17 protein-coding genes and 1 rRNA gene are annotated in these 22,946 nt (G+C 75.0%); 3 read left to right on the top strand and 15 right to left on the bottom strand.

The genetic code is table 11. The annotated features are described in order from the left end of the window. Positions 1 to 138 precede the first annotated feature (138 nt). The 7 genes from EAD89_RS23520 to recN all read right to left on the bottom strand — a co-directional run bounded on the left by EAD89_RS23520 (position 139) and on the right by recN (position 10,424). On the bottom strand, positions 139 to 2,622 hold the full coding sequence (locus tag EAD89_RS23520) for a hypothetical protein (RefSeq protein ID WP_233579025.1): 2,484 nt from the start codon (positions 2,620 to 2,622) through the stop codon (positions 139 to 141). Further along, positions 2,622 to 3,773, bottom strand: a complete 1,152-nt coding sequence (locus EAD89_RS23515; protein WP_121677244.1) for a glycosyltransferase family 4 protein — start codon at positions 3,771 to 3,773, stop codon at positions 2,622 to 2,624. The genes EAD89_RS23520 and EAD89_RS23515 overlap by 1 nt, the downstream gene beginning before the upstream one ends. Positions 3,774 to 3,796: 23 nt before the next feature. After that, complete coding sequence (murJ, locus tag EAD89_RS23510) at positions 3,797 to 5,488, bottom strand: murein biosynthesis integral membrane protein MurJ (protein ID WP_121677237.1); 1,692 nt, start codon at positions 5,486 to 5,488, stop codon at positions 3,797 to 3,799. Position 5,489: 1 nt separating this feature from the next. Continuing rightward, the gene (locus EAD89_RS23505) at positions 5,490 to 6,356 is read right to left on the bottom strand and encodes a hypothetical protein (protein WP_121677236.1); all 867 of its coding nucleotides are present in this window, start codon (positions 6,354 to 6,356) and stop codon (positions 5,490 to 5,492) included. A gap of 43 nt (positions 6,357 to 6,399) precedes the next feature. Next, positions 6,400 to 7,341, bottom strand: a complete 942-nt coding sequence (locus tag EAD89_RS23500) for a copper transporter (RefSeq protein WP_121656369.1) — start codon at positions 7,339 to 7,341, stop codon at positions 6,400 to 6,402. Positions 7,342 to 7,368: 27 nt separating this feature from the next. Then, on the bottom strand, positions 7,369 to 8,547 hold the full coding sequence (steA, locus tag EAD89_RS23495) for a putative cytokinetic ring protein SteA (RefSeq protein ID WP_121656374.1): 1,179 nt from the start codon (positions 8,545 to 8,547) through the stop codon (positions 7,369 to 7,371). Between the two features lie 119 nt (positions 8,548 to 8,666). Further along, entirely contained in the window at positions 8,667 to 10,424 is a 1,758-nt protein-coding gene (recN, locus tag EAD89_RS23490; RefSeq protein WP_121677235.1) for a DNA repair protein RecN, read from the bottom strand. A gap of 101 nt (positions 10,425 to 10,525) precedes the next feature. On the opposite strand from recN, the gene EAD89_RS23485 reads away from it, so the two are divergent. After that, positions 10,526 to 11,545: a helix-turn-helix domain-containing protein gene (locus EAD89_RS23485; protein WP_121677234.1), complete on the top strand. Its 1,020-nt coding sequence runs from the start codon at positions 10,526 to 10,528 to the stop codon at positions 11,543 to 11,545. A 43-nt stretch (positions 11,546 to 11,588) separates the two neighbouring features. Here the strand turns inward: EAD89_RS23485 and EAD89_RS23480 are convergent, their stop codons facing one another. The 5 genes from EAD89_RS23480 to EAD89_RS23460 all read right to left on the bottom strand — a co-directional run bounded on the left by EAD89_RS23480 (position 11,589) and on the right by EAD89_RS23460 (position 18,359). Further along, entirely contained in the window at positions 11,589 to 15,314 is a 3,726-nt protein-coding gene (locus EAD89_RS23480) for a S8 family serine peptidase (RefSeq protein WP_121677233.1), read from the bottom strand. 224 nt (positions 15,315 to 15,538) lie between these two features. Continuing rightward, positions 15,539 to 16,423 carry an NAD kinase gene (locus tag EAD89_RS23475; protein WP_121656375.1) on the bottom strand — a complete coding sequence of 295 codons (885 nt, stop codon included), beginning with the start codon at positions 16,421 to 16,423 and terminating at the stop codon, positions 15,539 to 15,541. A gap of 94 nt (positions 16,424 to 16,517) precedes the next feature. Then, the gene (locus EAD89_RS23470; protein ID WP_121677232.1) at positions 16,518 to 17,378 is read right to left on the bottom strand and encodes a TlyA family RNA methyltransferase; all 861 of its coding nucleotides are present in this window, start codon (positions 17,376 to 17,378) and stop codon (positions 16,518 to 16,520) included. Between the two features lie 38 nt (positions 17,379 to 17,416). Further along, complete coding sequence (locus EAD89_RS23465; RefSeq protein ID WP_233579023.1) at positions 17,417 to 17,713, bottom strand: hypothetical protein; 297 nt, start codon at positions 17,711 to 17,713, stop codon at positions 17,417 to 17,419. A 28-nt stretch (positions 17,714 to 17,741) separates the two neighbouring features. Beyond that, a complete protein-coding gene (locus EAD89_RS23460; RefSeq protein ID WP_121677231.1) occupies positions 17,742 to 18,359 on the bottom strand; it encodes a phasin family protein in 618 nt (205 codons plus the stop codon). Between the two features lie 111 nt (positions 18,360 to 18,470). Here EAD89_RS23460 and EAD89_RS23455 point away from each other — a divergent pair, with 111 nt between their 5' ends. After that, the gene (locus EAD89_RS23455; protein ID WP_121652745.1) at positions 18,471 to 18,809 is read left to right on the top strand and encodes an SCP2 sterol-binding domain-containing protein; all 339 of its coding nucleotides are present in this window, start codon (positions 18,471 to 18,473) and stop codon (positions 18,807 to 18,809) included. 21 nt (positions 18,810 to 18,830) lie between these two features. Here the strand turns inward: EAD89_RS23455 and EAD89_RS23450 are convergent, their stop codons facing one another. Together EAD89_RS23450 and EAD89_RS23445 are read right to left on the bottom strand one after the other, a co-directional pair. Further along, on the bottom strand, positions 18,831 to 19,856 hold the full coding sequence (locus EAD89_RS23450; protein ID WP_121677230.1) for an HAD-IIA family hydrolase: 1,026 nt from the start codon (positions 19,854 to 19,856) through the stop codon (positions 18,831 to 18,833). Continuing rightward, positions 19,853 to 20,851: a hypothetical protein gene (locus EAD89_RS23445; protein ID WP_233579022.1), complete on the bottom strand. Its 999-nt coding sequence runs from the start codon at positions 20,849 to 20,851 to the stop codon at positions 19,853 to 19,855. Before EAD89_RS23445 ends, EAD89_RS23450 begins: the two co-directional genes overlap by 4 nt. Here EAD89_RS23445 and EAD89_RS30815 point away from each other — a divergent pair. After that, positions 20,840 to 22,546, top strand: coding sequence for a hypothetical protein (locus EAD89_RS30815; RefSeq protein ID WP_199733606.1), 1,707 nt, complete (start codon positions 20,840 to 20,842; stop codon positions 22,544 to 22,546). The two genes, EAD89_RS23445 and EAD89_RS30815, sit on opposite strands and share 12 nt — an antisense overlap. A 279-nt stretch (positions 22,547 to 22,825) precedes the next feature. Here EAD89_RS30815 and rrf read toward each other — a convergent pair. Then, positions 22,826 to 22,942 (bottom strand): 5S ribosomal RNA (gene rrf / locus EAD89_RS23440). Between the last annotated feature and the right edge of the window lie 4 nt (positions 22,943 to 22,946).

Raw genomic sequence — 22,946 nt, 5'->3', positions numbered from 1 at the left:
GTCATGCAGACCGCCGTGCTTGATCAGCAAAGTGATCACGCGATCCACGGGATTCCACGGTAACACCTCCCGGACGGGTACTCGCAGGCCGCACCCGGGGTGGCACCGCGCGGGGGCGCCACGACGGCGTCCCGGCGCTCAGGGAGCGGCAACCTCGGTCGATGATCGGGTGATCTGCCGGGGCGGTCGCGCCACCGTCGGCGCGGTGTCCGACGGGTCGACCGGTCCTTGCGCCGGCGCCGCCTGCGCCGTCTGCGCCGCCTCCGCCGACGGGGCGTCCGGCGTCGGCTCCGGCGCGGCAGGGCCGTCCAGCTTCGGCTCCGCCGGGTCGGCGGGCTCCCGGTCCGCCGGCGTGGCCGGGTTCGGGGTCCGCCCGACCATTGCGGGCGGACCGCTGATCGGGCGGGGATGCACCGCGCCCAGCGGCCCACCACCGCCGGTCGGGCCGTCACCCCCACCGGCCGGCCCGCTGCCGCCGAAACCGGAATCGTCGTCCGCGGCGTCGTCGCGGGTGCGCACCCCGACCGGGCGGGTACGGTCCGCGGCGTGCCCGAGCACCCGCAGCGAGGCCAGCGCGGCCATCGGCACCACCACCGCGGCGGCGGCGCCGGCGACGTCCAGCGCCGCACCGTCGAGCACGCCGCCGAGCACCGCGGCGACCGCGGTGCCGGCCAGCGCGGCCCGCACGGACGGGTAGATGCCGAACAGGCGCGTCAGCCCGCCCCACGGCTGCAACAGGGCGAACCACACCAGCAGGGCGCCGGCCAGGGCCAGCACGGTCAGCGGGCTGTTGACCAGCGTCTCGAAGTTCGCGGTGCTGGACCGGTGCACGGTGAACCCGCCGGTGCCGTCGCCCACGGCGGACAGGAACCGGCCCAGGCTGCCCCGCTCCGCCGGCGCACGGCGCAGGTCCACCACCGCGAAGCCGATACCGACCGCCAGGGCGGCCATGGTGGCCCAGGCCAGCCTGCTGATCGTCAGCCAACCGCCGGCGCTGATCGCGGCGGCCACGCTCAGCCCGGCGGTCAGCGCGATCGCGCCGACCGGGTCGGCGCCCAGGTACGGGCTGCCGACCACCACGACGGCCAGACCGCCGACGGCCACCATCACCGCCGGCCGCCACGTGCGGTGCACCCGCTGGGCGAGCCAGCCCGCGCTCAGCAGCGCGCCGGCCAGGAACACCCCCAACCCGACCGTGCTCAGGCCGGAGTACCGGCCACCCTGCAACGCGGAGTAGCCGACCACGCCGTTGAGCTGGAGCCGGGCCCCGGTGAGCACGTCCAGCCCGACGACGAGGGCGGTGAGGCCGGCCACCGCGCCGAACGGGCCGAGGGTGCCGGCGTACCCGGGGACGAACCGGACCGCCGCGGTGCCGGCGGCCACCAGCAGCGCGGTGACCCCGGCGAAGATCCAACCCGGGTGCCCGCCGCGCCACCAGGGCACCGCGTCGGCGAGCAGCGCGGCCGGCACGGTCAACGCCGCGGCCACCAGCAGCAGCTCGACCACCGCCACGACCCGCGCGGGCGCCGGTGTGGGCCCGGCCGGCCCGGCGTGCGGGCGGGCCCGACGCAGCAGCGGCAACACCGCCAGGGCCAGCAGCACCTGCAACCCGGCGAGCAGGGTGAAGAACCAGCCGGAGACGCTGCGCTGCGCGGCCGCCTCCCGGTCCGCGTCGGCCGGCGCGGTGATCGCCTCGGCCAGGTCGGCCGGGCGGCCGCCGGTGCTCAGCGCCGGCCGGCCGAGGAAGAGCCGGTCCGGCATCGGCCGGCCCAGCGCGGCCAGCGCGGTCGGCGCGAGGTCGACAAGTTGCAGGTATCCGTCGCGGCCGGTGCTGGCCGAGGTGAGCCAACCCCGCTCCCAGCCCGGCCCGTCGGCGACCGCCACGTGCAGTCGGGACGGCTGGGCGGTGTCGGAGATCCCGGCGACCAGCACCAGCGACCGCGGCGGCCGGGCGGCCAGCACCCGGGCCAGCTGGGCGTCCGCCGCGCGGGCCGCCACGGCGCGCGCCGCCGGGTCGGTCCCGTCGACCGTGCCGAGGTCGACGATGCTCAGCACGCACGAGCCGAGCAGCGGGCGCGGATCGGCCGGCAGACCCGAGGCGTACCGGTCGACGCGGCCGAACGGTCGGGCGGCGGCCACGGCAGCACCCGGACCGACCGCGACCGAGCAGCGCACCGACTCCGACAGCGACCCGGGCATGGTGCCCCAGGGCAGCTGCTGCTGGTTGTACTGGACCACGCTCTCCTGGTCGGGCAGGTTCGCGCCGATGCCGTCCGGCTGCTCCACGGCCACCCCGCCCGGCGGGCAGGCGCCGGCCTGCCGGCTGCCGTTCCACCCGGCGAAGCTGCCCGCGCCCAGGGTCAGCCAGCCGTCCACCGGGCAGGTGGGCCGGTGCGCGGAACGCACCGACAGCGAGCCGATCGAGCCGTCCTGCGCCATCCGCCACAGTGTCGGGGTGCTCTGCGGGTCAACGTCCTCCCAGCGCAGGCCGGCGACCCCGGCGAGCACCACGAAGTCGGCGGTGCGCTGCGGGATGCCCTGCGGCGGGCGCGCGGCCAGCGCGGTGACGCCCAGCACCACCACGAGCACGGTCAACAGGGCGGGAGCGAGTCGGCGCAGCATCACCGGTGTCCCGTCCTCGGGGCGTCGGGGTCCGCCGTCGCCGCACCGGAGGGCGCCGCGGCCAGCTCGGCGTAGAGGGCCGCCAACGCGGCCACGGTGTCCGCCTCGGTGGGCCACGTCTCCGCCCGCTCGGCGCCGCGCCGGCCCAGCTCGGCCCGGGCCTGCGGGTCGTCGAGCAACGCGCGGACCGCCGCGTCGACGGCGTCCACGTCGCCGGCGGGGACCAGCGCGGCGGCGTCGCCGACCAGCTCCGGCAGCCCGCCGACCGCGGTGGCCACCAGCGGTACGCCGACCCGCAGCGCCTCCTGGGCGAACAGCTGCCGGGCCTCCCAGTCACTGGTCACCACCGCGAGGTCGGCGGCGGCGAGCAGGTCGGCCACGTCCGTGCGGTGCCCCAGCAGGGTCACCGGAGCGCGGGCCGCCGAGGTGCGCGCGGCCAGCGGCAGGTACGCCGGGCCGCTGCCGGCGATCACCACGACCGGCGGCGGCGTGCGGGTACGCCAGCGGGCCGCCGCGTCGATCAGCACGTCGTACCGCTTCTGCGGGTGCAGCCGGCCGACCGAGACGATCAGCGGCTGGCCCGCGACGACGCCGAACTCGGCCCGCACGGCGGCGGGACGTCGGCGCGGCGCGGGCAGCGTCGGCGCGGCGACCGGGGCGAGGCGGGCGTCGGCGGCACCCAGCGCGGCGGCCCGTTGCACCAGGTCCGCGGAGGCGCCGAGCGCCACCCGGGCACCCCGGGCCACCACCCGCTCGACGAGCCGGGACACCCCGCCGCGCAGACCGCCGGCGAGCACCGCGTTGTGCCAGGTGACGACCAGCGGGGCGGCCGGACGGGCCAGCACGGCGACGAGCCCGGCGCGCAGGCCGTGCGCGTGCACCACGTCGACCTGGGCGGCGGCGAGCGCCCGCCGCAGCGCGAGCACGGCGCGGGCGTCGGCCGGCGTCGGGCTGGCCGGGATCTCCACCGGCTGGAACCGCGCGCCGACCGCGGTGAAGTCGAACTGCTCCTGCGTCGCCGCCGGCCCGCACACCAGCACGGTCGCACCGGCCGCGACGAGCCCGCGCGCCACCGAGCGGACGTGCTGGCCGACCCCGCCGGTGCTGGAGGCGAGCACCAGCGCAACGCTGCCCGACCATCCGGGGGGCAGGACGGGCGGCTCACTTGTCGCGCTCACCGGACCACCGTCTCCTTCCCGTCGTCCCGCTCCGGGGGAACCGCACCCGGGGTCGGCGTACCGGCCCGGTCCCGCGACCCCCGCCGGCCCAGGCGCCGCAGCACCCCGGCGAGCAGTGGCCGTACGTCCCGCCGGTCGACGAACCAGACCACGACGAGGAACACGGCCCCAACCAGAACCCCGGACAGCATGCCCTGACCGAGTGCCGCCACCGTCGTCGGGGTGCCGTCACCCGGCGTGTCGAACCACCGGGTGAGGCCGAGCCCGGCGAGCGCGGCGAGCACTGCGGCCAGCCCGCCAGCCACGCCGGCCCGCGTCGCGCCGGCCAACGCCGCACGGCCGGCGCCGCGCCACACCGCCACGAGCAGCAGCGCACCGAGCACCGACATGCCCACCGTGTTCGCGACGGTGGTCGCGAGCACCCGGTCGGCGGTGGGGAGCAGGACCGCCAACGGCAGCGCCACGGCCGGAACCACCAGCCAGCCCAGCGTGATCGCCACGGTCGCCGACCGGGTGTCGCCGCGGGCGTACAGCGCGCGGGACAGCACCGCGAAGAGCCCGTACCCGAGCAGCCCGGGCGCGAAGCCGGTGATGGCCGCCGCGGTGGACGCCGGGTTCTGCGGGTAGAACACGGCGGCGATCGGCTGGGCGGTGGCGACCAGCGCCGCGACGCCCAGGCAGCTGAACAGCAGCACGCCGCGCACCGTCGAGGAGAGGGTCTGCCGGTACCCGTCCTCGTCACCGGCGGCGGAGGCGGCGGCGAGGGTGGGATAGGCGGCCACCGCCAGCGGTACGGCCAGGACCGCCCACGGCAGCAGGAAGATGGCCTGGGCCAGGTTGAACACCTGCGGGGAGCCGGTGGGGCCGCCGGAGACCCGATTGAGGATCACCAGGAGCGCGACCTGCTGGGCCGCCACCGTCACCGCGCCGGCCGTGGCGAGTGCGCCTATCCGTGCGCGTGCGTCGGCCGGGAAGGCGTAGCCCGCTCGCGGCCGTATCCGCAGGCAGCGCAGCGGGATCAGCAGCGACAGGGACAGCACGACGACACCCAGGGTGGTGCCGGCGGACAGGAGCAGCTCGCCGCCGCGGCTGACCTGGGCCACGCTCGCGGCACGCCCCTGCGTCGCGGCGAACGCCAGGTAGACGACGACGACGGTGAGGCTGGACAGCAGCGGGGCGATCACCGGCCAGGCGAAGCGGCGGTGCGCCTGAAGCACGCCGGTGAGCACGATGCCGATCCCGTACAGCGGCAACTGGGGGGCGAACACGCGCAGCATCCGGGCGCCCGCGGCGAGTTCCGGCGCGGACCGGTTCTCGCTGATCAGCGACATGATCGGGTCGGCGAACACCGCGACGAGCACGGCCAGGGGAATCAGCAGGCTCACCGTCCAGGTGAGCAGGGCCCCGGTGGTGGCCGCCACCGCCCGCCGGTCCCCCGCCGCGATCGCGCCGGCCAGCAGCGGTACGACGAGACTGGCCAGGGCGCCACCGGCGACGATCTCGAAGACGATGTTCGGAACGGTGTTCGCGATGACGTACATGCCGCCGAGGTCGCTCTGCTGCACCACCCAGGTGAACACGGCGGTGCGGCCGAAGCCGGCGAGCCGGCTGGCCACGGTGAGGACGGCGATGAGCGCGGCTGCCCCGGCCAGCCGGCCGGCGCCGGCGAGGGGTGCCGGTCTTCTCACGTCAGTCGGCGCGCCGGCCCAGTGCGTCAAGCTCCCGCAGCCCCGGGGTCCGCTGGATCACCGACGTGAAGCTGACCTTCTCGCTGGCGGCGGTGAGGCCGGCGAGCACGGCGAGCAGCCCCGCCCGGCCGAGCGGGCCGCTGCGGGCGGCGAGCGCGACGCCGAGCACCGCGCCGAGGGCGTTCGCGCCGCTGTCGCCGAGCATCACGTCCTCGGCTAGGTCGTCGCGAAGCAGACCGGCGGCGGCGCCGGCCGCGCCCGCGGCGATCCCGCCGTGCGGGCCGCCGGTCAGGGGCGCGCCGAGCAGCAGCCCCGACTTGATGGCCCGGCCGGGTCGCAGGTCGAGCAGGTTGAGCAGGTTGGCGGTGCCGGCGATCACCCCGGCGCCCAGCAGCACGTCGACGCCCCGGCCGAACGCGCCGTGGCGCTGTCGGCGCGGGTGCGCGGCGACCCGGGAGTCGGCGGCGAGCAGCGCGGCGGCGCCCAGCCCGGCGGCGCCCACCCCGACGACCTTGACCATCCCGGCGGTGACCCGCCCCTCGCGCAGCGCGGCGAGGTGACCGGCGAAGCCCTTAGCGGCCTTCTGCTCCGGCCGGGCGCCGACCACGTCGTCGTACAGCCCGACGCCGCCCGCGCCGAGGCCGGCGACCAGGGTGGCTGCGCCGGAGGCGGCGCTGGTGGCGCCGAACGCTCCGGCGGCGGCCGCGCCGGCGGTGAGCGCCGGCCCGGCGGCCAGGGTCACCGACCGGCCGCGGAAGTTGGTGCGCTCCAGCGCGGGCCCGGCCGGGGAGCTGCGCACCTCGCGCAGCGCGTACCGGGCGGCGGCGGCTCCGGCTCCGGCGATCAGCAGCCGGCCCAGCGCCCTCACGCCACTACCTCGTCGGTTTCGGACACGGTGGTACGTCGTTCGCTCACTGGGGCAGTCTAGGCAGCAGCGAGGCGGCGTTGTCGCCGACGCCGTACTGACCGGCCTTCTTCTCGGTGAGCTGCTGCACCAGGGCGAGGCTGGTGACCAGCTGGCCCTGCACGGTGTTGGCGTTGTCGACGGTGGAGATGGTCTGGGCCAGCACCGGGTCACCGCGGACCACGGCCACCAGGTTGCCGTCGACGGACCCGTTGCCGCCCACCACGATCGACCCGGTCCGGTCGAACTGCTCGGCGATCTTGACGACCGACTCGTCCCGCTTCTCGGAGTCCTTGTCGACGTACGGCTGACCGCTGACCACGACGACGGCCTCCGCCGAGCCGGTGACCTTGTTGTCGTCGGTGGTCAGGTAGCCCGCGTTGTTGTACGCGGCGAGCACCGCCCGCCGGTCCGCGTCACTGACCGGCGCGGTGCCCTGGGCCCGGTCCAGCAGGACGCTGGCCAGCAGCGCGCTGGAGGTCTCCACCCCGTGCCCGTTGCCCGGCAGGCCGGTGGTCTGCGCGGTCGGCCGGGCGGCGGTGACGGCCAGCTCCAGGAGGTTGGAGTTGTTGTCCGGGTTGATGAACTTGTCCTGCAGGTCGACCCGGCCGGTGATGGTGGCCCCGGCGAGCTGGAGCTTCTTGAGCACGCCCTCGGTGTGGTCGCGGCCGTTGGGCAGGCTGAGCACCACCACCCGGCGCCCGGTGAGGGTGCCCGGCAGGACGACCTGGGACATCTCCTCGGCGAACTCCTCCTCCAGCCCGAGCTGCTTCTCCATGTTGTTGACCGTCTGGCGCCACTGCTGGTTGTCCTTGCGCAGGCCGGTGACCTGCTCCTTGAGCGAGTCGGCGACCGGGCCGTTGAGGGCGGCTGTGCCGACCACCAGGCCGATCGCCAGAGCCAGGAAGACCGCGGTGAGGGACACCACGTGGTAGCGGAAATTGATCACGCTTGCAGCCTCTTGATCGGTCGGGAACTAGAAGAGCCGGTACAGCTGGAACACAAAATTGTCCCACCACTCGGCAACCACGCCCAGGTACGCCTTCCCGACGGTGGAAACGGCCACCGCGGAGGCCATCGCCGCGATCGCCGAGAGCACCAGCAGCAGCAGCGACGAACCGGAGATGCTCTGCCGGTAGAGCCGGCTCACACCCTTGGCGTCGACCAGCTTGCCGCCGACCTTCAGCCGGGTCAGGAACGTCGAGGCCATGCCGCCGCGACCCTTGTCCAGGAACTCGACCAGCGTGGCGTGGGTGCCGACCGCGACCAGCAGCGAGGCGCCCTTCTCGTCGGCCAGCAGCATGGCCAGGTCCTCGCTGGTCGCCGCCGCCGGGAAGGTCACCGCCGGGACGCCGAGGCCGTTGACCCGGGGCAGGCCGGGCGCCCGCCCGTCCGGGTAGGCGTGCACGATCACCTCGGCGCCGCAGCGCAGCACGTCGTCGGTGACCGAATCCATGTCCCCGATGATCATGTCGGGGGTGTACCCGGCCTCGACCAGCGCGTCGGCGCCGCCGTCGACGCCGATCAACACCGGCTTGAACTCCCGGATGTACGGGCGCAGCACGTCCAGGTCGGCCTTGTAGTCGTAGCCGCGCACCACGATCAGGCAGTGCCGACCCTGCATCTGGGTCTCGATGTCCGGTACGCCCACGCCGTCGAGCAGCAGGTCGCGTTCCTGGCGCAGGTAGTCCATGGTGTTGGCGGCGAACGCCTCCAACTGCACCGACAGGCCCTCCCGGGCGTCGGCCATCGCCTTGGCGACCGACTCGGCGTCCTGCAGGCTGCCGTGCGCCACCGGCTCGTCACCGGCGAAGACGGTGTTGCCCTCGATGCGCACCTGGTCGCCCTCGCGGATCCGCTCGAAGACGCCCTCCCCCAGGTCGTCCAGGAGCGGGATGCCGGCGGCGATCAGCACCTCCGGGCCGAGGTTCGGGTAGCGGCCCGAGACCGAGGGCTTGGCGTTGAGCACCGCCCCGACCCCGACGGCGACCAACGAGTCGGCCGCCACCCGGTCCAGGTCGACGTGGTCGATGACCGCGATGTCGCCGGGGCGTAACCGACCGACCAGGCGTTTTGTCCGGCGATCGAGGCGCGCGGTGCCGAGGACTCTGCCCGGCTCCGCGATCCGGTTCCGGCGCAACGTGGGTAGACGCATCGTGACCATCCTGGCATGTGAGGCAGGCTTTTCTGTCGCGACATGCCTGAGCAGGGCCGCCTACCCAGGGAAGCACACGTCGGCGCAAGCCGGTGTGCTTGCGCCCACAATACGCGGCGTCACGGCCGCCGTTCCTTGGCCGCCACGGCCAGAAGCTCCTCGGCGTGGGCGATACCCAGATCAGAGTCGGGCAAACCAGCGAGCATCCGCGCCAACTCCCGGGCCCGCTCGGTGTCCTCCACCACCCGCACCCCGCTGGTGGTCACCGCGCCACCCGTGTCCTTCGCCACCACCAGATGCCGGTCGGCGAACGCCGCCACCTGCGGCAGGTGGGTGACGACCAGCACCTGGTGACTGCGCGCCAACCGGGCCAGCCGCCGACCGATCTCCACCGCCGCCTGACCGCCGACACCCGCGTCGACCTCGTCGAAAACCAGCGTGGGCGGGCCACCCGAACCGGCGAAGACCACCTCGATGGCGAGCATCACCCGGGACAGCTCACCGCCGGAGGCGCCGCGCTGCAACGGCAGCGACGGCGCGCCCGGATGAGCCAGCAACCGCAACTCCACCTCGTCGCCGCCGTCCGTGGCGATGCCCACCTCGACGCCGTTGACCGACAGCGTCGGCTCGGACCGCCCGGCCGGGCGGGGCAGCACGGCCACCTCGATCCGGGCGTGCGGCATGGCCAGCCCGGCCAACTCGACGGTGACCTGGTCGGCGAAACGGACAGCCGCCTCCTGACGGGAGGCCGACACCCGCCCGGCCAGGTCGGCGACCTCACCGGCCAGCCGCTGACCCTCGCGTTCCAACTCGTCGAGCAGATCGTCGGACGTGTCCAGGTCGGACAGTCGGGTGCGGGCCCGCTCGGCCCACGCGATCACCCCGTCGACGTCGTCGGCGTACTTGCGGGTCAACGCGCGCAGCGCGGCCCGCCGCTCGTAGACGTGCTGCAACCGGGCCGGATCCGCGTCGAGCGTCGCCAGGTACGCCGACAGCTCGGCGGAGACGTCGGTGACCAGCGTCGCCGCCTCCTCCAGCCGGGCCGCCAGCTCACCCAACGCCGGATCGGTGCCGGACTGCGCCTCCAGCGTGCGCCGGGAGGTGCCCAGCAGCGCCGTCGCGTCCGGTGTCTCGTCGGCCGCCTCCGCGCCGCCCGCCAGGCACTGCTGGGCCACCTGCGCGGCCGTACGCAGCCCCTCGGCGTGCTCCAGGCGCTGCGCCTCGGCCTTGAGCTCGTCATCCTCACCGGGCTGCGGATCGACCCGGGTGATCTCGTCGAGGCCGAGCCGCAGCAGGTCGGCCTCCTGGTTGCGCTCGCGGGCGTTGCGCCGCCGGTCGGCCAGGTCGTCGACGATCCGCCGCCAACCGGTGTACGCCTCCCGCAGCGCGTCGAGCAGCTTCTCGTGCTCCGGACCGGCGAACCGGTCCAGCGCGGCCCGCTGCTCGGCCGGGCGCAGCAGCCGCAGCTGGTCGGACTGGCCGTGCACGGCGACCGCCTGCTCACCCACCTCACCGAGCATCGACACCGGCATGCTGCGGCCACCGAGGTGGGCGCGCGAGCGGCCCTCCACCGTCACGGTGCGGCTCAGCAGCAGCGAACCGTCCTCGTCGGGCTCGCCGCCGGCGTCGGTGATCCGGGCGTGCACCGCGTCGGCGACCCGGCCTTGCAGACGCAGCCGCCCCTCCACCACGGCCCGCCCGGGCTGGGCACGGACCCGCCCGGTGTCGGCCCGGCCCCCGAAGAGCAGGCCGAGGCCGGTGACCACCATCGTCTTGCCCGCACCGGTCTCGCCGGTGATGACGTTCATGCCGCCGGTCAACGGCAGCGTGGTGTCCTCGATGACGCCCAGTCCGGTGATGCGCAGCTCTTCCAGCACAGCAACCGACAGTAGACGCGTGGCCCGACACTTGACCAGCCGACGGACCCGCGGGCAGGTCGCGGCACGGGCGGCATCGGCCCGCCGTACAGTTCTGCCCCGTGTTGGACGTGATCGGCCTGACCCCGGCTGAGGAGGAGCTCTACCGCTGCCTGCTCCAGCTCACCACGGCCCGGATCGACGAACTGGTCCGCCGGCTGAACCGCCCGCGGGCGCAGGTCGTCGCGCAGGTCGAGGCCCTGCGGGTCAAAGGTCTGGTGCTGCCCACCGACACCGACCCGGACGCCCCGCTGCGCCCGAGGGCACCGGACGTCGCCCTCGGCGCGGCGCTGCTGCGCCGCCAGGAGGACCTGGAGGCCGCCCGGCGGCGGGTCACCCAACTGGCCGAGGAGTACCGCTCGGGGCTGCGCCGCCATCACGGTGACCACCTGGTCGAGGTGATCACCGGGGCCCGCGTCCTCCGGGATCGACTCCGCGACCTGCAGAACTCGGCGCGTACCGAAGTGCTCTGGTTCTGCCGGGCGAACCCCCTCGCGATGGCCGGCCCGGAGAACGTCGAGGAGTTCGACGCGCTGGCCCGCGGGGTCAGCTACCGGGCCATCTACGAACGGGACCTGCTGCTGGAGCCGGGCGCGCTGGTCGACCTGGCCAAGGGGGTCGCCGCCGGTGAGCAGGCCCGCGTCCTGGACCGACTGCCGGTCCGACTGGCCATCGTGGACGCCCGCACCGCCATCTGCCCGCTCGTGCCCGACCGCGACGGCGGCGAACCGACCGCCGCCGTGATCGGCCGCAGTCAACTGCTCGACGCGCTGCTCGCCCTCTTCGAGAGCCACTGGCGGGTGGCCACCCGGCTGCGGCTGGACGACCCCCTCGCGGTGCCGGCGACCGAGGGCCGCAGACCCGACCCCGAGGACCACCCGTGCGACGGCTACCGGCCGGACGCCGACGAGGCGCGGCTGCTGTCGCTGTTCGTGGCCGGGGTGCCGGACAAGTCCATCGCCTCGCAACTCGGGGTGAGCCGTCGCACCGTGCAGCGTCGACTCGCCGACCTGATGGCCGCCGCCGGCGTGGACACCCGGCCCGGACTGGCCTTCCAGGTCGCCCGCCGCGGCTGGATCTGAGCAACGGGGCGGGACGGCACACGGCCGTCCCGCCCCGCGCGCGTCAGCGCAGCCCGTACGCGTCGACCACGGTCTGGTCGACGGTGTTACCGGCCCGGTCGCTCGCGTGCACCCGCAGGGACACCGCGCCCCGGCCATCCGGCACGGTGGCGGTGAACCGGGTGCCGGAGCCCTTCACCGGCACCGTGCGCCACTTCCTGCCCCCGTCGAAGGACACCTCGACGCGCAGGCTGGTGCCGGTCGGCGCCGGTACGCCCGCCGGCTGACGCAGGGTCAGCCCCAGCCGGTGCGTCCGATTGCCGGCCACCTGGCCGCGCAGATCGGCCGGCACCTGGTAGTCGACCTGGAGCAGCGGCAACGGCTTCGCCGCGTCCCCGGCCGGGCGGGCCGAGGTGAACTGCCAGGCCGTCTCGGTGCGGGTGGCGTAGCGCCACTCGTCCGAGGACCGCCGCGTGGTCAGGTCCAGCCGGTAGCGGGCCGACTCCGCGGTGGTGGGCACCGGCGCCCACCCACCGGACAGGTCGGCGATCTGCTTACCGTTCCGGCTGAGCCGGGCCTCGACGGTGTCCGACTCCTCGCCGCCGCCGGCCGGGCTGTAGTGCCCGTCGGCGTCGACGAACTCGGCCACCCGCAGGTCCAACGTGTCCCCGGTGCGGGCCGGCACCGGCACCCCACCGCCGGCCGGGACGGCCGGGCGGACCACCGGCGCGTGCCAGCTCTCGGTGTCCCGGTCGTCGGCGTCGTACCGCCGGGGCTGCTGGGTGAGCCCGCCGAGCAGACGGCCCCAGGACCAGGTGATCTTGTGCAGGACCCGGTGCTGCCACCAGTTGTCACCGGCGCTGACGAACTCCTGCCGGGTGGTGCCGGTACGCACCAGCCGCTGGTCGTCGTTCCAGGAGGTCTCCTGCCACGGACGCCAGCCGAACCGCTGCTCGGTGGCCCACTCCGAACCGCCGACATCGCCGTAGTGAGCGGTCACCTCGGCGGTGTTCTGCGCGGTGACCGTGTGCACGATCCGCTCCGGCACCCGGCCCTTCGAGACCTGCCACACGTCGTACAGGTACGGGCTGTTGACGGTCAGCGTCAGGTCCAGCGTCGCGCGGCCCTTGCGGACCGTCGCGATCAACCGCTGCCCGTCGTCGTACGCCACCGCCATCGCGGGCACGGCAAGCCGGTCGCCCACCGGGTTCCACACGGTCCACGCGCTGAAGTCCGCCGGGCGGACGATGAGCACCGACTTCGCACCGGCCGCCGCGGCGGCCGCGATCTGCTCCTCCTCGGAGATGTCCGCGCTGCCGCTGAGCAGCGCCGCTGCGCCCCGCACCCGGGCCAGCTCGGCGGGGGTGCCGGTGCCGGCCCAGACCAGCGGCAGCTTCTGCCGACCGGTCGGCGCCGGCGAATAGCCCATCAGGTTGATGTCCAGCGGACCGGAGAAGCCGCTGATCCGGGCGTCCACCATCGGTTTGACCAACTGCCAGCGCGAGGCGAACTCGAACTCGCCCTGGCGCACCGCGCGGGTCGGCGTGACGTTGACCTGCTGGATGGTACTGAAGGTCATCACGCCGTGGTCGACCTGCCGACCGTTGCCGAAGACCCGGTGCTCGTAGAAGCTGATCGTGGCCCGCTGCTCGGTCGGCTTCGGCGTCTCGATCCGCACCGGGGTGCCCTTGCGCGGGTCGAGCACCACCGTGACGTCACCGGTGACCATCAACTCCGGGTCGGTGACCAGGGTGATCTGCTCGTCCAGCGGAACGCCGTGCTCGATCAGCGCCTCGAGCAGGTAGGGGCCCTCCTCGACCTGCACCTGCGTCTCGCCGGCGCCCCAACCGATGTAGTCCGACTCGGACTGCTCGCCGAACAGGGTGAGCACCGGCGACAGGCCCGGCTGCCCCTGCATGTCCAACACCCGCAAGGTGACCGTGTGCTGCGGGCCGCTCAGGGTGAGCCCCACCGCCGTGCGCACCGCCACGCCGTCCGCGCCGGTGGCCACCAGCCACCCGCCGTGCGGGCCACGGGCCAGCTTCGCCGGGTCGGCGCGCAGCGGAACCGCCACGCTGCCGCCCGCCGGCACGCTCACCTCGCCGCCGCCGACGGTGACCCCGTCGGCCTCGGCCGCGCCGCTGTCCAGGTTGCGCAGCTCCAGGGCCAGCCGCAGGGTCTGCGGGGCCGCGGTGCCGTTGGTGTACGTGACGGTCCGCTCGACCGCCGCGCCGCCGGTGGCCACCCGACCGAAGTCGGCGGTGGCCGAGCCGTACACCCGCTGGCTGAGCGCCCGCGCCACATCGACCCGGCCGCCGCCCTGCTCGAAGACGGTCAGCTCCGGATTCGCCTTCGTGGTGCTGACCAGAGCGTCCTTGAGCTTCCCGGCGGTCCAGTCCGGGTGCTCCTGGGCGAGGATCGCGGCCGCGCCGGCGACGTGCGGAGTCGCCATCGAGGTGCCGGACGCCGTCGTGTACGCGTCGTCCACCGGCGTACCCATGGCGGTGCCGGCGGCCCGCGCGGCGATGATGCCGACGCCCGGCGCGGTGATCTCCGGCTTGACGCCGTTGTCGCCGAGCCGCGGGCCGCGGCTGGAGAACTCCGCGAGGTTGTCGTCGCGGTCGACCGCGCCGACGGTCAGCGCGGCCGCGGCCGCGCCCGGCGAGCCGACGGTACGCGGCGCACCCTCGTTGCCCGCGGCGATGACGAACAGCGCCCCGGTCTCGGCGGTCAGGTCGTTGACGGCCTGGCTCATCGGGTCGGTGCCGTCCGTCGCGGAGCCGCCGAGGCTCATGCTGACCACCTTCGCGCCGGAGTGGGCGGCCCACTCCATGCCCGCGATGATGGACGAGCTGTAGCCGGAGCCACCGTCGTCGAGCACCTTGCCGACCAGCAACTGCGCGCCGGGGGCGACGCCCTTGCGCACCCCGGCGGAGGCGGCGCCGCTGCCGGCGATGGTGGCCGCCACGTGGGTGCCGTGGCCGTGCCCGTCGCGGGCGCTGCCGCTACCGGAGAAGTCCTGCGCCTCGGCGATCCGCCCGGCCAGGTCGGGGTGGGTGGCGTCGACGCCGGTGTCGAGCACCGCCACCTTCACGCCGTTGCCGTCCCGGCCGGCCGCCCAGGCCGCCGGAGCGCCGATCTGCGGCACGCTGTGCTCCAGCGCCGGGCGGACCTTCCCGTCCAGCCAGATCCGGTCGACGCCGGCGCCGAGCCGGACCGGCGCACCGGCAGCGGTACGCGCCTGCGAGGTGCCACGCAGCGTCGTCCACAGGTCGTCCAGGTCGCCCTTGCCGACCCGCAGCGCCGCGCCGTTGATGCTCTCCAGCGGCCGCGCGTCGGTGGCGCCGGCGAGCGGCCGGACCCGACCGGCGGCCGGCTCCTGGTAGCGCACGATCAGCGGCAACGCGCCCTGAGCGGCGTCGCCGTACCCGTCGGCGGCCAACTCCTGCACGTCGAACAGGTTGGGGTCGAGCACCCCGGCGGAGAGATACGGCACGACGTCGCTGGGCAACACCCGCAGCCCGCCGTCGGCCTCGATCGTGTGGAAGGTGATCCGCTCGCGGCCGGGGCCGGGACGGACGCTGGCGGCCAGCCGGCCCGGCGCCGCCTGAGCCAGTTCGACCTGGTCGCCGGTGATGAGGGTGATGTGGACGGGCGCGGTACCCGGGACCGTCGGACCCGGGTTCGGGCCGGTGGGCCGGGCAGGCGGGTCGGCGGACGCCGGTGCGGCGAGCCCGACGACCAACGCGCCGACCGCGCCGACGGTCAGCCAGCGTGGGGGCCAGTGCATGCGATGCGCTCCTCTACTCCAGGGCCGGTCTCAGGGAGATCGACCGATCGGAGTCTGCGACGGAGCGCGTCGGGTGGTCACTAGCTGCGGCGCGCCGCACCGGCGACATGTCGCCAGGTGGACATCGGGCGGCGGGCGCACGGCCGCCGCATGTCCGGCGGGTTTCCGCCGGCCATCCCCGATCCGCTCGCCCCGAGAAGGGCGGTGCCGCGCCGGGCGGTGGGTCAGCGGCGCGAGCCCCGCCAGCCGTGCACGGGCAGCCCGAACTTTGCGACCAGCCGGTCGGTGAACGGACGGGCCCGCAGCCGGACGATGCGCACCGGCAGCGCGCCCCGGCGCACCGTGACCCGGGCGCCGGGCGGCAGGTCGTAGACCCGCCGGCCGTCGCAGCACAGCACAGCGAGGGTGGTGAACGGGTCGACGGTGATCACGAACGTGGACGTCGGCGCGGTGACCAGCGGACGGCTGAACAACGCGTGCGCGCTGATCGGCACCAGCAGCAGCGCCTCCACCTCCGGCCAGACCACCGGCCCGCCGCCGGAGAACGCGTACGCGGTGGAGCCGGTGGGGGTGGCGCAGACGACGCCGTCGCAGCCGTAGCGGGACAGCGGTCGACCGTCCACGTCGACGAGGAGTTCGAGCATCTGCGCCCGCTCGCCCTTCTCGACGCTGATCTCGTTGAGCGCCCACGACTCGATGGTCGGGCCACCGTCGAACTCGGCCGTGACGTCCAGGGTGAGCCGCTCGTCCACGGTGTAGTTGCGCCCCACGACGTCCCGGACCGCCGTGTCCAGGTCGTTGATCTCCGCCTCGGCCAGGAAGCCCACCTTGCCGAGGTTGATGCCGAGCAGAGGCGCCTTCGCCGGCCGGGCCAGCTCGGCCGCGCGCAGGAACGTGCCGTCCCCGCCGAGCGCGAACACGATCTCGGCGCCCTCGGCGGCCTCCGGGCCGGCGACCGGCACCACGCCCGGCAGGTCGAGGTCGTCGGCCTCCTCGGCGATCACCCGCACCTCGAAACCCGCGGCGATCAGATCGGCGGCGACGGCGCGGGCATGCTCGGTGCTGCGCCGACGGCCGGTGTGGGTCACCAGCAGCGCGGTACGGCTCATCGCAGCGGCCGCCCGTCCACGACAGCACGCGCCGCCGTCGCCGCTCCAGCGCGGCCGCGTGCCCGCCTCGTTCCGGAACGCCCGCTGCACCCGCTCATCCTGCGACCTCCTCCGCCGCCGCGTCCGGCACGTCGCCGGCCGTCGTCAGGCCGTCCGGCCCGGCCGCCACCACGGCCCGCACCCGCTGCGGGTCGGCCGGCGGTGCGCCCCGGCGCAACCATACGAAGAACTCCACGTTGCCGCTCGGCCCGGGCAGCGGACTGGCCGCCACGTCGGCCAGCCCCAGGCCGAGCTGCGCCGCCGCGGCGGCCACATCGAGCACCGCCTCCGCGCGCAGGGCCGGCTCACGGACCACACCGCCGGCACCGACCCGGTCCTTGCCCACCTCGAACTGCGGCTTGACCATCAACGCCAGGTCGCCGTCGTCCCGGGTGCAGCCGGCCAGAGCCGGCAACACCAGCCGCAGCGAGATGAACGACAGATCCGCCACCGTGAGGTCGACCGGCCCGCCGATCATCTCAGGATCGAGCGTACGGACGTTCGTGCGTTCCAGCACCCGGACCCGCTCGTCGGTGCGCAGCGACCAGGCGAGCTGCCCGTAGCCGACGTCCACCGCCACCACCTCGGCGGCGCCGGCGCGCATCAGCACGTCGGTGAAGCCGCCGGTCGACGCCCCGGCGTCCAGGCAACGCCGGCCGGCGACGCTCAGCCCGGCGGGACCGAACACGGCCAACGCGCCGGCGAGCTTGTGCCCGCCGCGGGAGACGTACTCCTCGCTCGGGTCTGCGCCGGTGACCAGCAGCGGGTCAGCGGGGTCGACCATCGCCGCGGCCTTGCGCGCGGGCACCCCGCGCAGCTGGACACGGCCGGCCTCCACCAGCGCGGCGGCCTGCTCACGGGAGCGGGCCAGACCGCGGCGGACGAGTTCGGCGTCCAGCCGGTTGCGACGTGCCATGGGTGGTTCTCCGGTCTGCTCAGGCCTGGTCGTCCCGCTCAGGTCTGGTCGATGGTCGCGAGGGTTTCCCGCAGCGTCTCGTAGGCCGCCTCGTACTGCGCGATCTGGTCCGCGGGGGCGAGCGTCGCCGCGTTGGCCATAGCCCGCACGGCGGCGTCGACGGCCGGGTGCCGCGCGTCGTCGTCCCCGAGGTCCGGCGGCGGGCCCGGGCGGGCGCCCTGCGGCGGGCTCGGCCGAGCGGCGAACGACCCGCCGACGGGCGGCCCGGGTCGGATGCCGGGCGGCGGGGCCGGGCGTGCGCCGGGCGGCGGGCCGGGACGCACGTCGTCGGTCACCGGGGGCTCCGGTCGGTCGGCGCGACGCTCACCGGCTGCCGTCCGGCCGCTGCTCACCGACCGTCTTCTTGGCCGGCATGTCCGACGGGGTCGGGGCCTCGTCCGAGGTCCGGCTGATCGTCGCCGGCGGCTTCTTCGCGATGGCCTTCTTCGCGACGGCCTTCTTCGCGACGGCCTTCTTGGCGACCGCCTTCTTCGCGACCGCCTTCTTGGCGACCGGCGCGGAGACCGGGGCGCCCGCCGGGCCGTCCGACGGCACCAGACCGGCATCGGGCCGCGCAACGCCGGTGGGCGGCTCGGGCTGCGGGGTGGGACCGGAGGGCGGCGCGCCGGCCGGCTCGCCGGCCCGCGCCTCACGCAACTGCCGTTCCAGGTCGCGGACCCGCCGGGTCAGCTCGGCCACCTCGTCCGCGGTGGCCAGGCCGACCGCGCCCAGGGCCCGATCAACCTCGAAACGGACCAGCTTGGTCAGCGCCTCCCGGTTGGCGGCGCCGGTGGTGACCAGCTCCTCGCCGAGGGCCTGGAGTTGGGCGGCGGTCGCGCCGCCGGACCCGACGAGGCGACGCGCCACGTCCTGGGCCTTCTTCCGGGGCGCCTCCGCCAGGCCCATGGCCAGTTCGAGGTAGGCGCGCCACGCGTCCTGCATGCCTGAGTCCTTCCACGGGGCGGGGTGTGCAGGTGTCACGCTACCGGGCACCCCGGACTGTCCTGTGCGGTACGGTGCCGAGGACGGCGTGGCGATCACCAAGGGGGAGATGTGGCCAGCGTGGACGAGTGCCGGCAGGCATTGCAGGAGCTGGCCGCCCGGCTGGATCGCAACGCCGAGACGGTGCGCGAACGGATCGACCTGGACCGGACGCTGGCCTGCCGGATCACCGACCTGGACACCGCTTTCCACGGCCGGATCAGCGGCGGGCGGCTGATCGAGCTGACCGACGGCGACGACCCCAAGGCCAAGATCGCGCTGAGCACGTCCAGCGACGACCTGCTCGCCCTGGTCCGCGGTGACCTGGACGTCACCGGCGCGGTGACCTCCCGCCGGGTGTCGATCAAAGCCAACCCGTTCGACCTGTTGAAGCTGCGCAAGCTGCTCTGACGAGCGCCGACGGCGCCCGGCTCATCCTCCCGCGGGCAGACCGAAGCTCTCCAACGCGCCGGCCGCATCCGGGCCCGCCGAGCGGATCCGCGGCGACGACGGCGCCGACCACGCCGCCGCGCACAGCGCGGCCAGCGCGTCCAGCGGCCGACCCGAACCGGCCAGCTCCAGCGAGCCACCGCGATTCGTCACCGACCAGCCACCGGCGTCCGCCGGGCCCGGGACCCGCACCACCGCGGCCGGGTCGAAGAGCCCTGCCAGGTCCCGCGCGACATACGTGGGACGGCGTCGCGGCTCGGCGGCGAGCAGCTCGGGTACGCGGCTGACGCCGGTGAGCACGAGCAGGCTGTCCAGCCCGGCCCGGCGCGCGCCCTCGATGTCGGTGTCCAACCGGTCGCCGACGACCAGGGCCCGGCCCCCTCCGCTGCGCCGGGCAGCGGTCTCGAACAGCGCCGACTCCGGCTTGCCGACCACCACGTCGGGATCCCGCTCCAACGCCGTACGCAGCACCGCGACCAGCGCGCCGTTGCCGGGCAACGGTCCCCGGCCACTGGGCAGCGTCCGGTCGGTGTTGGTGGCGATCCAGATCGCGCCGTCCCGTACCGCGAGCGACGCCTCGGCCAGCTCGGCCCAGCCGACCTGCGGACCGTAGCCCTGCACCACCGCGGCCGGCTTCTCGTCCGCCCGCGAGACCGGGGTCAGCCCGACCGCGCGCAGCTCGGCGCGCAGCGCCTCCGCGCCGACCACCAGCACCGGCGCGCCAGCGGGCAGCCGATCGCGCAGCAGCTCCGCCGAGGCCGCGGCGGAGGTGAGCACCTCCTCCGGTCGGGCCGGCACACCCATCCCGGTCAGCAGATCGGCGACCTCGCTGGACCGGCGGGAGGCGTTGTTGGTGGCGTACGCCACCGCCCGCCCCTCGGCGTGCAACCGGGCCACCGCGTCGACGGCGCCGGGGATCGGCCGGTCGATCAGGTAGATCACCCCGTCCAGGTCGAAAACGACCAGGGTGTACCCGTCGACCAGCCGCTCCCCGGCGTCCACGCTCACCGCTGCGTCGACCCCGACTCGTCGCCCCGGCCCGAAGCGTTCCCGTCGGTGTTCACCGCGCCGCCGTCGTCGGCCGCATCGGTCCGGTCGGCAGCGGTGTCCGCCTGGGCGTGTCCGCTCTCGTCCGGGTGACGGTCCTCGTCCTCGCCGTCGAGGCCCTCGTCGTCGCCGGAGGGGCCGGCAGCGCCGTCCTCCTCGTCGTCGTCGAAGTCCTCGTCCTCGCGGTCGTCGTCCTCGCGGTCGTCGTCCTCGTCGTCGTCGAGGTCGTCGTCGTCCTCGTCTTCGCGGTCGTCCCCGTCGTCGCGGTCGTCGTCCTGGTCGTCGGCGGCGGTGAGCTCGGTGTCCGGGCGAGCCGGCACCGCCCCGGGAGTACCCGGGCCGGCAGCGATCTCCTCGGCCGCCTCGTACTCCTCGTCACCCTCGATGAGCACACCGTCGAGTTCCAGCAGCCGCTCCGCGGCGTCGGTCTCGCCCTCGGTATCCACGTCAGCGGCGCGGGAGAACCACTCGCGGGCCTCCTCACGACGACCCACCGCGAGCAGCGCGTCGGCGTACGCGTAACGCAGCCGCGCCGTCCACGGCACGGTGGCCTCGCTGGTGAGGTCCGGGACCTGGAGCATCGCCACCGCAGCGTCCTTCTGCCCGAGGTCGCCCCGGGCGCCGGCGGCGACGATCAGCAGCTCGATCGCCACGGCCTGGTCCAGCTTCTCCCGGTCGGCGCCGCGGAACAGGTCGATGGCCCGCTCCGGCCGGCCCAGGGCGCGCTCACAGTCCGCGAGCACGGCCAGGTGGCTCTGCAGTCCGCTCATCCGGTGGTACGTGCGCAGCTCGGCGATCGCCGTCTGCCACTCCCCCGCGTGGTACGCGGCCAGGCCGACCGCCTCACGGACGGCGGAGATGCGCGACGCGAGCCGTCGGGCCGCCAGTGCGTGCGCCAGCGCCTCGGCCGGATCCTCGTCGATCAGCTGGCCGGTGGCGACGAGGTGCCGCGCCACCGTCTCAGCGACCGGCTTGTTCAGCGAGAGCAGCTCGGCGCGAACGTCCTTGTCGAGATCGGTCGCGACGATGTCGTCCGGCAACGCCGGGGCCAGGGTGCGGCCACGCTCGGACGAATCGGAGCCCGCACCGCGGTCGTCGCGGCGGAAGTCGCCCTCGCGACGCTGCCGGTCATCGGCCCGGAAGCCACCCTCGCGGTCGCCGCCACGGTAGCCGCCCTCACGGCGGTCACCGCCACGGAAGCCACCCTCACGGTCGCCACCGCGGAAGCCACCCTCGCGGGGAGCACCGCCTTCACGGCGGTCACCGCCCCGGAAGCCGCCGCCTTCACGACGATCGCCGCCCCGGAAGCCGCCATCGCGGGGAGCACCGCCCTCACGGCGGTCACCGCCGCGGAAGCCACCCTCACGGTCGCCACCGCGGAAGCCACCCTCGCGGGGCGCACCGCCCTCACGGCGGTCACCGCCACGAAAGCCGCCCTCGCGGGGAGCGCCGCCTTCGCGACGGTCGCCACCGCGGAAGCCACCCTCACGGGGCGCACCGCCCTCACGGCGGTCACCGCCACGGAAGCCACCCTCACGGCGGTCACCACCACGGAAACCGCCACCCTCACGGTCACCGCCACGGAAGCCACCCTCACGGCGCTCGCCGCCACGGAAGCCACCCTCGCGGGGAGCACCTGGACGCGAGCCGCCACGGTCGCCGCCGCGGAAGCCGCCCTCACGGTCGCCACCCCGGAAGCCACCCTCACGGGGCGCCCCCGAGCGCGAGCCGTCCCGGTCGCCACCGCGGAAACCACCCTCACGACGGTCACCACCACGGAAGCCACCCTCGCGGTCACCACCGCGGAAGCCACCCTCGCGCGGGGCGCCGGAACGGGAGCCGTCCCGGTCGCCGCCACGGAAACCACCCTCACGACGGTCACCACCACGGAAGCCACCCTCGCGGTCGCCACCGCGGTAACCACCCTCGCGACGGTCACCGCCACGGAAGCCGCCGCCCTCACGCGGGCCGCTCGACCGGGAACTGTCGCGGTCGCCGCCACGGAAACCACCTTCACGGCGGTCACCGCCACGGAAGCCACCCTCACGGTCGCCGCCGCGGAAGCCACCCTCACGGGACGGGCCGGACCGGCCGCGGTCGCCGCCCTGGTAGCCGCCCTCACGACGATCGCCACCACGGAAACCGCCGCCCTCGCGGTCACCACCGCGGAAGCCACCCTCGCGGGGAGCACCCGAACGCGAGCCGTCGCGATCGCCGCCACGGAAACCACCCTCGCGACGGTCACCACCGCGAAAACCGCCACCCTCGCGGTCACCACCGCGGAAACCACCCTCGCGGCGCTCGCCGCCACGGAAACCACCCTCACGACGGTCGCCACCACGGAAGCCACCCTCGCGGTCACCGCCCCGGTAACCACCCTCACGCGGAGCGCTGGACCGCGAACCGTCGCGGTCGCCGCCACGGAAGCCGCCCTCACGACGGTCACCACCACGGAAACCGCCATCGCGGTCACCGCCCCGGTAGCCGCCCTCACGCGGAGCGCTGGACCGCGAACCGTCGCGGTCGCCGCCACGGTAACCACCCTCACGCGGGGCGCTGGACCGCGAGCTGTCGCGGTCGCCGCCACGGAAACCGCCTTCGCGACGGTCACCGCCGCGGTAGCCGCCCTCACGGGGCGCGCCGGAGCGTGAACCGTCACGGTCACCACCACGGGAACCGGTGTCGCGGCCGCCGGCGTATCCGCCTCGGGCGCCGCCGGCGTTGTCGCGGTCTCCCCGGTACGGGGGACGGTCGTCGCGGCGCGGGCCGCGGTCGCGGCCGCCCTGGCCGTCAGTACGGTCTTCGTATCGACGGGGACGGTCTCCGCCCTGCGGTCCTGAACTCACAGGTACATCCTTCCTCATTGCGCCACCAATGGCGCTACGCAGTCGAGGGCCGACCCGGATGGGGCGGCCCTCGACTGGAAGATTGTCCGGCGGCGTCCTACTCTCCCACACCCTCACGAGTGCAGTACCATCGGCGCTGGAGGGCTTAGCTTCCGGGTTCGGAATGTGACCGGGCGTTTCCCCTCCGCCATGACCGCCGTAACTC

The sequence above is a fragment of the Micromonospora sp. BL4 genome, from assembly GCF_003667505.1.
In the GTDB taxonomy this organism is placed as follows: domain Bacteria; phylum Actinomycetota; class Actinomycetes; order Mycobacteriales; family Micromonosporaceae; genus Micromonospora.
This window is presented reverse-complemented; position numbering and strand designations above follow the sequence as displayed.

Coding starts and splice junctions, on each gene's coding strand:
- EAD89_RS23520 (WP_233579025.1), bottom strand. CDS start 2,622: ATGCTGCGCCGACTCGCTCCCGCCCTGTTGACCGTGCTCGTGGTGGTG.
- EAD89_RS23480 (WP_121677233.1), bottom strand. CDS start 15,314: ATGCACTGGCCCCCACGCTGGCTGACCGTCGGCGCGGTCGGCGCGTTG.
- EAD89_RS23470 (WP_121677232.1), bottom strand. CDS start 17,378: ATGGCACGTCGCAACCGGCTGGACGCCGAACTCGTCCGCCGCGGTCTG.
- steA (WP_121656374.1), bottom strand. CDS start 8,547: ATGCGTCTACCCACGTTGCGCCGGAACCGGATCGCGGAGCCGGGCAGA.
- EAD89_RS23460 (WP_121677231.1), bottom strand. CDS start 18,359: ATGCAGGACGCGTGGCGCGCCTACCTCGAACTGGCCATGGGCCTGGCG.
- EAD89_RS23475 (WP_121656375.1), bottom strand. CDS start 16,423: ATGAGCCGTACCGCGCTGCTGGTGACCCACACCGGCCGTCGGCGCAGC.